Consider the following 9,302-nt stretch of genomic DNA (forward strand, 5'->3'; position numbering starts at 1 on the left):
AAAGCGCGGCGTCGCTTATGCCTCCTGCGAATCAGGACACGGCGCGCGTTCGTCCGCATGGGCCGAGCGCGGCGATCACAACGCCATAGTCTGCGCGCGCGGCCTCTGCATCCTGAACCGACAGGGTGCGCACAGTGCGGGCGGGCAGGGTGGCGGGCAATGTGCAGGCCAGCCTATACCAGAGCAGGGTGCCCGGCTCCGGCGCGCGCGCGGCCTCGTCCATGATCTCGCCAAGCGCGACCGCCCAACGGGGTGCCTGGCCCGGCCGGCGGAGAACCGACAGGGATACCGGATCGCCATTTTCGGTGCGCAGGAAAATCTGCGTTTCGCCTTCGCCCGCGACCGTGCCCGCGACATGGAATGCGTCGCCCAGGCCCAGAATCCGCGGCGGCGTGTTGGGCGCGACCAGAGCGGACAGCACCGCCTTGACCCGGTCAATCTCAGCCGGGGTGGCGGGAATTTGCGCGTCGGGCGCGATCAACTGGATTTCGCCAGGCCGCCCGCCCGGACGCGCAAAGAGAATGAGCTGCGCCTTTTTGAGCTTGGCCATCTTGCCGCGCGCGTCGAGGGGGGCGTCGTAGAGATAAGTTACAAGGGGGGCGATTCCCGCTTCGCCGCGAATCAGCCCCGTCACATCGGCCTCGACATACAGCCTTTTATGGCCTGCCGGCACCGAACCGGCCTGCTCCGCCTTCAAATCGATGATGTTGCGAATACGCACATTGGCCACTAGCGGCGCTTTGTCCGCCAGGTCCACAATGTCGGCATAAGACAGGCCGGGGCGAGCGGATGATGGTTGCGTTACCAGCTTTCCGTTTTGAGCAAAGGCCGGGAAAACCGCGGAAGGTGCGGCGAAAATGAGGCAGGACAATCCCAGGCGGATCAGGCGGGTGGCGGATTTCATCGTCAGCTTCGTCCTATGTTTTGGGCCAGTGGCAAGGATGTCACAGGCAAGTCATTCCGATATGAAATGGTAACCGCAAATGAACATATCGATAAAGCGTTTGCGTGCCACGATGCGTCGCGATAGGAGTTTGCGCGGTAGCAAATGAACGGACAGGGGCCAAAGGCGACCGGGGCAGCCCGATCGGCTGGGGTCGTTTTTGGCTGATTTTGTATAAACCACTGGTAAGATGAGTTAAGGAGTGTCGTTGCCGAATGGCCTATGCTGACCACTCGCAAGGATCGAGTCGGACTGTCTCGATCGTCATCGTCGCCCTGATTCACGCTGTTCTTGGCTATGCCTTCGTCACCGGTCTTGGCATGAAATATGTCAAAAAGGCGGCAGAACAGCTGAACGTGATCGACGTGAAGGAGGAACCGCCACCACCGGACGAGGAGCCGCCACCGCCGCCGCCAGATCAGCCGATCGAGCCGCCGCCGGTTGTCGCGCCCCCGCCGATCGTGCAGACCCCGGCGCCAGCGCCGACCATGACCGTCGTTCGGACACCCCCGCCGGTGTTCAATCCGGTTCCGGTCGCCGCACCGCCGCCGCCTCCGGCTGCACCGCCGCCCCCGCCTCAGGCTGCGACCCGCGCTTCGCCGCGTAGTCAGCCTGGTTCATGGCTAAGCGATGCGGACTATCCGAGCCGCGCGCAGCGTGAAGAGCGTTCGGGTACGGCTGGCTTCCGGTTGGAAATCGGCGCGGATGGTCGTGTGACCAACTGCACCATCACCTCTTCGACCGGCCATGCCGACCTCGACGAGGCGACCTGCCGCCTGCTGCCGAAGCGTGCGCGCTTCAAGCCGGCCAAGGGGTCTGATGGTGCGGAAATGCCCGACACGTACAATGGGCGTATCACCTGGCGTCTGCCGGAATAATCCTGATCGGGAAGGCGTGCGCCCGGCGCCGCCTGTCCCTAGCTTGATCTCATTGAGAGGGAAGTCTTGAACATGTTGATGTATCTCGCAGCTGCGGCTCCAAAGCCGGAAAACCCCTACGGTCTTGTGGAAGCCCTGGAACAGGGCGGTGTCATTGCCTGGACTGTTTTCATCATCTTGTGCGGCATGTCGGTCGGCACTTTCTACATTCTGTTCACCAAGCTGATCGAACAGCAGAAGGTGATCAACCAGGGCAAGAAGGTCCGTGCGACCTTCTGGCGCGCCGGTTCGCTGAAGGAAGCGTCGGCCAAGCTGGAAAAGAACTCGGCCTATAAGCAGATCGTCGATGACGGCATCAAGGCTCAGGAAGAGCATGGCAAGCTGAAGGATCCGGTCGAAGCGCATGACTGGCTGCACGGCTCGCTTGCCCGTTCGGAAGCCGGCATCAACTCGTCGCTCGGTGGCGGCCTCGCCTTCCTCGCGACCGTCGGTTCGACCTCGCCGTTCATCGGTCTGTTCGGTACGGTTATCGGCATCTACCGCGCGCTCATCAAGATCGGCGCTGCCGGTCAGGCTTCGATCGACGCCGTTGCCGGCCCGGTCGGTGAAGCACTGATCATGACCGCGCTGGGTCTGGCCGTCGCCGTTCCTGCGGTGCTCGCTTACAACTTCCTGCAGCGTCGTAACAAGAACATCGCCGAACAGCTCAACGGTTTCACCGTCGATCTGCTGGCCTATCTGGTTTCCGACGGCGCGGTGAAGCCTTCCGTTGGTCCGGCACCGGCAGCTCCGGTTGCCAAGCCTGCTGTCGCGCCGACCAAGGCCTGATTGCCTTAATATTCCGGTTCGGGGACCGGGTGGCGGCTGCGACCGCCCGGTTTCCCCGCCGGACGTGGGCCTCGCTTAACGGGGCGCCATCGACATCAAGGTTAGGATTGTATCAATGGCAATGAGTGTTGGCCCCGGCGGCGGTGACGACAAGCCCTTGTCCGACATCAACACGACGCCGCTCGTCGACGTCATGCTGGTGTTGCTCATCATCTTTCTCATCGCGGTTCCGGTCGTCGTCCAGTCGGTCGATCTCCAGCTTCCCAAGGTGGCTTTCGAGCCGACCACGACGAAGCCGGAAAATGTGTTGCTTTCCGTTACGCAAGCCTCCGATGGCAGTTGTGCCGTTTTCTGGGGCATGGCGCCGGTCAACTCCAGCGAGTTGCTGGATCGCGCGGTCGCTAAGCTGGAAGCGGACATCAAGAAATTAGGCGGCGTTGAGAATATGACGCCCGAGGATATGCCCGAAGTGCATATCCGCGGCGACATCAATACCCCCTATCGCTGCATCGGTGGCACCATCTACACGATGCAGCGCGCTGGTTTCCCCAAGGTGGGCTTCATCTCCGAGCCGGAACCCGGCTCGACGACGACCCGCCTCTGACCGGCTGATTAAGGAGATTTCGCTATGTCCATGAGCATGGGTTCCGATGATGGCGAACCGATGATGGAAATGAACACGACGCCGTTGATCGACGTCATGCTCGTTCTCCTCATCATGTTCATCATCACCATTCCGATCCAGACCCACGCGGTCAAGATCGACCTGCCGCAGAACGCGCCGCCGACTGACAGCGTGATTGACCCGGTCAAGAACAAGGTCGCCATCGACCCTGCCGGGATCATCACCTGGAATGGTTCGGCGATCGATCTGCTGACCCTGCGTCAGTATTTGCAGCAGTCGCTGCGTCTGCCTGTGGAGCCGGAACTGCAGTTCCAGCCGAATGCGCAGACCCGCTATGTGACCGTTGATGAAGTGCTGGCGGAGATTAAGCGTGCCGGCGTGACCAAGCTTGGCTTCGTCGGCAACGAGCAATATGGCAATTTCTGACCGCTGACATCCCGCAGCGTCCATCCGCGCAAGACTTCCCGGTTTCGCGGATCGGCCATGCTGGACCAGGCATCAGATGATTGCAGCTATTCAAGGGTCGCCTTCGGGCGGCCCTTTTTTGCCTGTTGCCGACGCAAGGCGGCGGCCGGTCGGGTGGGCGCGAGGAAGAGCGGCGGGCAGCTTCGCGCCATGCTCCGACAAGGGACAGCCAAAGCGATCCGTCGAGGGTAGCAGGTGGCGGTCTGGTCGAAATAAAATCGATCCGGCGACTTTTACGGCAGCCAGGACGGGGCGGCTTAACCCTTTGCTTACCCCGATCGCCGATGGTGCGTCAGAGGTAATCCGGTATCGATCATGGGCGCGGAACGTAAATCAGAATATGACCGCAAGGCGCGGGCGGCCGAACGGCGCCATGTGCAGATCGGGGTCAAGGTCCGGCGGCCGGGGGAAACCTGGTTCACCAGCCGGATCACTGACGTATCGATCACCGGATTTCGCTTGCAAAGCTTCATGAAGCTGACCGTCGGCAGCGACCTTTGGGTGATGCTGCCGGGATTCGAAGGACGGCGCGCCCGCGTGCTGTGGACTCGTGGTCCGGAATCAGGCTGCGCCTTCGAACGGCCGCTTCACCCTGCGATCCTCGACCATATCGTCCGCCTGAACTAACCGCCCGGCTTTCGTCGCCGCACTCAGGCTACAGGACCATCTTGGAACTGCAGACTGGCCAGTCTCGCGTAAAGGCCGTTCTGGGCAACCAGCGCGGCATGATTGCCCTGCTCGACAATATGCCCCTCATCCATCACGAGGATGCGATCCGCGGCGCGCACCGTCGCCAGCCGATGGGCAATGACGATGGTCGTGCGCCCCTGCATCAGCCGACCGAGCGCATCCTGCACCAACCGTTCGGATTCGGCGTCGAGCGCAGAGGTGGCCTCATCCAGCAGCAGGATCGGCGCGTCGCGCAGCAGGGCGCGGGCGATCGACAGGCGCTGGCGCTGGCCGCCGGACAGGCGCGCCCCGCCTTCGCCCATCTGGCTGTCCAGCCCCTGTGGCAGCGCGCGCAAAAACGCTTCGGCATTGGCGGCGCGGGCGGCCTCCCAGATCTGTTCGTCGGTGGCGTCCCAGCGGCCGTAGCGCAGATTGTCACGCGCCGATGCGGCAAAGATCACGCTGTCCTGCGGCACGATCGCCATCATGGCGCGCAGCGCGGCGGGATCGGCGTCGGGCAAGGCGACGCCGTTCAGTCGAATGGTGCCCGAAGCCGGATCGTAGAAGCGCAGCGCGAGCTGGATGAGAGTCGATTTGCCCGCGCCGGATGGACCGACGACGGCGACCGTCTCGCCCGGCGCGACAGCGAAGGAGACACCACGCAGCGCCGCCTGATCGGGGCGGGTCGGATAGTGGAAATGCACATCCTCGAAAAGCAGATGCGCGCCCTGATCGCCGCTGGGCAGCAGGGTCGGATGCGCCGGGGGCAGGATGTCAGGTTTGGCGATCATCAGTTCATGCAGGCGGCTGGCCGCGCCCGCCCCACGGAGCAGGTCGCCCCAGCTTTCGGACAGCGATCCGAACGCCCCGGCGACCAGCCCGCCGGTCAGGACGAAGGCGGCGATGCTGCCGCCCGACAGGCGGCCGGCGGCGACGTCGAGCGCGCCCTGCCACATGACGGCGGTGATCGATCCGAAGACCAGCCCGATCACCACCGCGGTCATGATCGCGCGCAGGCCGATTCGTCGCCGCGCGGTGGCGAAGCCGCTTTCAACGGTCGCGTCAAAACGAGCGGCCTCTCGCCCTTCCTGCCCGAAGGCCTGGACGATCTTCATTGCGCCCAGCACTTCGCTGGTGACGCTGCCAATATCAGCCAGCCGGTCCTGGCTGGCGCGCGACAGGCCGCGGACCCGGCGGCCAAGGCCGATCAGCACCAGCAGGATGACCGGAATGCCGAGCAACAGCATCGCCGCAAGCTTGGGCGCGAGCGCGAAAAGGTAGATCAGCCCGCCAATGCCGGTGACGAGGTTGCGTAGCGCGACCGACACGGTCGATCCGACCACCTGTTCGACGATCGCAGTGTCGGCGGTCATGCGGGACGCGATTTCGGACGGCCGGTTTTCCTCGAAGAAGCGAGGGGCCTGGCGCAGCAAATTGGCCTGGGTGGCGCTGCGGATATCGGCAACGACACGCTCGCCCAGCCAGGACACGAAATAGAAGCGCAGCGCGCTGGCGATCGCCAGAATGATGACGATCAGCAGGAGATATTCGAACCAACGGCTGATGTCGCCGCCGCCCATGAACCCCTTGTCGATGACCAGCCGGAAGCCGCTGGGGATGCCCAGCGTCGCCGCTGACGAAACGATCAGCGCCGCGAGCGCGCCGGCGATGCGGCCCGGATAGCGACGGGCGAAACCCCACAGCATCGCCAGGCTGCCAAGGGCGGGGCGCGCGTCGGCGCGGGCGGTGGGTTGCGGGGCATCCTCCATAGATGCGGCGCTTAGAGCGATTTCACGGGATAGGAAATATCCGACCGCCCTGAAATCGCTTTACGCCGAGAAAATTGCGCGGCTGAAGACGCTACCATGCGTCGCCTGGCACGCGCTTCAGCTATCGCCCGCAATCGCCCCCGCCCATTGCATCACGCGACGGGTGTCGGCCTTGCCGGTCAGGGCATAGGCCATCGCGCCGGCTTCCCAGTAAGCGACGACCTCGCCCTGCTGTCGGGCGATCAGCGGCGTGCCCTCCGCCGGGGTTTCCGCGCGATCAGCAAAGAGGGAGAGCGCCTCGCCCTGCGGCGTCAGCAGCGACATGGCGATGGCCGGGCTGTCGGTGGTCGGGAAGAGCTGGACATCGGTCACGCGCCAGCCTGTAGGCAAAGCGGGCAGGATGATGCCGGTGGAGCGTTCGATCTCCCGCGCGTCAAACGTCGCGCTCTCTACCTGGGAGGCCATGGTCTGGCGCAGCAGGCCAGCGCGGCGGGAGGCGGCGGCTTCGTCAAGGAAAGTGCTGGCCTGGGCGGTCTGGGGGAACTCGCCCAGTGCCCCGCGGGCGATCCAGCCAGTGGCGAGCAGCGCGGCGATGACGGCCGCGCGCCCGACATGACGCCAGCTACGGCTGGCGTCATGGTCATTGGCGACCGGCAGGCGGGTGTCGCGGCGGCGGCCGACCAGCGTCCCCTTGGCCCCGTCCTTGACCAGGCGGAAATCGATATGCGGCCAGCGTTGCCGCCAGCGCCGCGCCACCAGCCGTTCGCCGGGGCGGGCGGCATCGTCCAGCAGGACCACGCCGTCGGGCGACAGGCGCGCGAACAGGCTGTCGGCCGCGCCGCGCACCAGCGGGTGAACGCTCCAGGGCGGACCGTCTATGATGATGAGGTCGATTTGATCGGGCAGCGTGTCGATCGCGTACCAGCGGCCCGGCCAGTCGGCGCTCTCATGGGTCAAGGGCGCGTGGCGGATATCCACATCGAGCGCGTGGTCGGCGAGCCATTGGCGGGTCGCATCGACAAAGCCGCCATGCTGGTCGAAACTGTGCAGCCGCCCGCCGCCATGTAATTGCAGCGCGCGGGCGGAGATGAGGGAGGAGGCGCCCGCCCCCAGTTCCACCACATGCACAGGGCGCAGCCGGGCGATTTCGCGCACGATATGGCGCAGGAAGCCGACATCGGCCTTCCAACTGCCCAGATGCGGCAGCGCGTCATGCGGCAATCCCAATTCGTCCAGCAGCGCCCGCTTGTCTGCCGGGCGACCGCCCGACAGGCTGGCGAGCAGCCAGGGCCAGCCGATCGCACCGAAACCGATGCGCCACACCATGTCCGACAGGCGGCGGGCCATGTCGCTGTCTCCATGGCCCGCTTCGGTCAGGGGGAGAAGGCCGGTGAGGTCACGGGATGTCACTGTAAAAACATGCTCCTTATGGGATCGCCGGACTATGCCGCTCATCCTGTTTCGCGCATATGACAGCGTCACAGATCGTCAATGGATGACGCAGGGAAGGCCGATGACCCGTATAATTTCCGCGACAGTCGAACGGTGGCCGGTGGCGGGCGCCTTCGTCATCAGCCGCGGGGCCAAGACCCATGTCGATGTCATCGTCTGCACCGTGAGCGACGGTATGCACGAAGGGCGCGGCGAGGGGACGGCCATCTATTATGAGGGCGAGAGCGCGGAGGGCTGCGTCGCGGCGTTGCAGGCCTATGCCGGGCCGCTGGAGCGGGCGGCTTTGTTGACCCATATGCCGCGCGGCGCGGCGCGCAACGCGCTGGACTGCGCGCTGTGGGATCTGGAGGCCAAGCAGGCCGGCGCGCCGGTGTGGCAACTGGCCGGCCTGGATGCGCCCGCGCCCTTGCCAAGCGCCTTCACCATCAGCCTGGGCGAACCGGCCAGGATGGAGGCGGATGCAAGGGCGGCGGCGGCGCGGGGCTTTGCGCTGCTCAAATGCAAGCTGACCGGGGAGGGCGACCGGGCGCGCATCGCGGCGGTGCGGGCCGGTGCGCCCAGCGCGCGGCTGATCGTTGACGCCAATGAAAGCTGGCACGCCATGGACATTGCGGCGGAGGCGGCGGCGCTGGCTATGCTGGGGGTCGAGATGGTGGAGCAGCCGGTGATCCATGGGCAGGAAGCGCGTCTTGCCGGTGTGCGTGCGCCGTTGCCGCTGTGCGCCGACGAAAGCTGCCACACCCGCGCCGATCTCGACCGGCTGGGCGATTTCGATGCGGTCAATATCAAGCTGGACAAGGCAGGCGGGCTGACCGAGGCGCTGGCGCTGGCGAAGGACGCGCGGGCGCGCGGTTTTCGCATCATGGTCGGCTGTATGCTCGGCACGTCGCTGGGCATCGCGCCCGCCGCTCTGGTGGCGCAGGGGGCGGACTGGATCGACCTGGACGGCGCGCTGCTGCTGGCGGAGGACCGGCAGGGCGGGTTGGCGCTGCGTGAAGGGTTGTTGCAGCCGGGCTCGCTGTGGGGGGTAGGCCGGTGACGTCAGTTCAGGCCGACCGCTTGACATGGCAGCCTTTTTACACAGCGTGCGAATGATCGGCATCGTCAGCGTCGCCAAAGGGGGATAGGAGACGGCCGGATTTCCTGAATCAGCGGACGTGGCCGCCAGCAATGCTTCGCCTTTGTCAACCGTGGTGCTTATACACCGCAGTCATGACGATGGAGCGGGGGCGCAATGAGCATATTTGAGGTAGTCTTCAATTTGGCGGGTCTTGTGCTCGGCCTCGCCCTTGTAGAAGTTCTATCTGGCCTCGCCAAATTGCTCCGAGAACGCAATCGGCTCGAAATTGGCGCGTTGGTGCCTCTGCTCGGTATTTTTGTGCTTTGCGATGTGACGTCATTCTGGGGGCAGGCTTACGAGTTGCGTGATCTGATGCCAAGTGTTTGGCCAAGCCTTGGGGCGGCTCTAGTTATAACGAGCATCTACTATCTGGCGGCATCCCTGACAGTTCCGTCGAACATCAGCACGCAAGCGGATTATGATGCGGCTTATACCAACCTTCCATGATGCTGACTCATGTAGGGGATTCCCAAAGCGGCAAATTTCTGAATCTATGGGCGCCGATTGGAGGGCATGGCCATGGGTGCAGCGATTGGACTGCGGGACGACTTTG

At 64.5% G+C, this 9,302-nt stretch carries 10 protein-coding genes; 7 read left to right on the forward strand and 3 right to left on the reverse strand.

Features of this window, described 5'->3' with window-relative positions; genetic code table 11:
- Positions 1-31: 31 nt before the first annotated feature.
- On the reverse strand, positions 32-904 hold the full coding sequence (locus HHL08_RS17595) for a hypothetical protein (RefSeq protein ID WP_206377948.1): 873 nt from the start codon (positions 902-904) through the stop codon (positions 32-34).
- A gap of 254 nt (positions 905-1,158) precedes the next feature.
- Between HHL08_RS17595 and HHL08_RS17600 the strand changes: the two genes are divergently transcribed.
- The 5 genes from HHL08_RS17600 (at position 1,159) to HHL08_RS17620 (ending at position 4,366) form a co-directional block, all read left to right on the forward strand.
- The gene (locus tag HHL08_RS17600; protein ID WP_169574360.1) at positions 1,159-1,821 is read left to right on the forward strand and encodes an energy transducer TonB; all 663 of its coding nucleotides are present in this window, start codon (positions 1,159-1,161) and stop codon (positions 1,819-1,821) included.
- Positions 1,822-1,893: 72 nt separating this feature from the next.
- On the forward strand, positions 1,894-2,649 hold the full coding sequence (locus tag HHL08_RS17605; protein ID WP_206377949.1) for a MotA/TolQ/ExbB proton channel family protein: 756 nt from the start codon (positions 1,894-1,896) through the stop codon (positions 2,647-2,649).
- 115 nt (positions 2,650-2,764) lie between these two features.
- On the forward strand, positions 2,765-3,253 hold the full coding sequence (locus tag HHL08_RS17610; RefSeq protein WP_169574361.1) for an ExbD/TolR family protein: 489 nt from the start codon (positions 2,765-2,767) through the stop codon (positions 3,251-3,253).
- Positions 3,254-3,277: 24 nt separating this feature from the next.
- The gene (locus HHL08_RS17615; protein ID WP_169574362.1) at positions 3,278-3,700 is read left to right on the forward strand and encodes an ExbD/TolR family protein; all 423 of its coding nucleotides are present in this window, start codon (positions 3,278-3,280) and stop codon (positions 3,698-3,700) included.
- A 354-nt stretch (positions 3,701-4,054) separates the two neighbouring features.
- Complete coding sequence (locus HHL08_RS17620) at positions 4,055-4,366, forward strand: PilZ domain-containing protein (protein ID WP_169574363.1); 312 nt, start codon at positions 4,055-4,057, stop codon at positions 4,364-4,366.
- 23 nt (positions 4,367-4,389) lie between these two features.
- Here HHL08_RS17620 and HHL08_RS17625 read toward each other — a convergent pair whose 3' ends face one another.
- Both HHL08_RS17625 and HHL08_RS17630 read right to left on the reverse strand, forming a co-directional pair.
- Positions 4,390-6,177 carry an ABC transporter transmembrane domain-containing protein gene (locus HHL08_RS17625; RefSeq protein WP_169574364.1) on the reverse strand — a complete coding sequence of 596 codons (1,788 nt, stop codon included), beginning with the start codon at positions 6,175-6,177 and terminating at the stop codon, positions 4,390-4,392.
- Between the two features lie 117 nt (positions 6,178-6,294).
- Complete coding sequence (locus HHL08_RS17630) at positions 6,295-7,587, reverse strand: class I SAM-dependent methyltransferase (protein ID WP_169574365.1); 1,293 nt, start codon at positions 7,585-7,587, stop codon at positions 6,295-6,297.
- Between the two features lie 103 nt (positions 7,588-7,690).
- Between HHL08_RS17630 and dgcA the strand changes: the two genes are divergently transcribed.
- Both dgcA and HHL08_RS17640 read left to right on the forward strand, forming a co-directional pair.
- Positions 7,691-8,668, forward strand: coding sequence for an N-acetyl-D-Glu racemase DgcA (gene dgcA / locus HHL08_RS17635; RefSeq protein WP_169574366.1), 978 nt, complete (start codon positions 7,691-7,693; stop codon positions 8,666-8,668).
- A gap of 195 nt (positions 8,669-8,863) precedes the next feature.
- Positions 8,864-9,196: a hypothetical protein gene (locus HHL08_RS17640; RefSeq protein ID WP_169574367.1), complete on the forward strand. Its 333-nt coding sequence runs from the start codon at positions 8,864-8,866 to the stop codon at positions 9,194-9,196.
- Positions 9,197-9,302: the final 106 nt, after the last annotated feature.

Source organism: Sphingobium psychrophilum, assembly GCF_012927105.1.
GTDB classification, from domain to species: Bacteria; Pseudomonadota; Alphaproteobacteria; order Sphingomonadales; family Sphingomonadaceae; genus Sphingobium; species Sphingobium psychrophilum.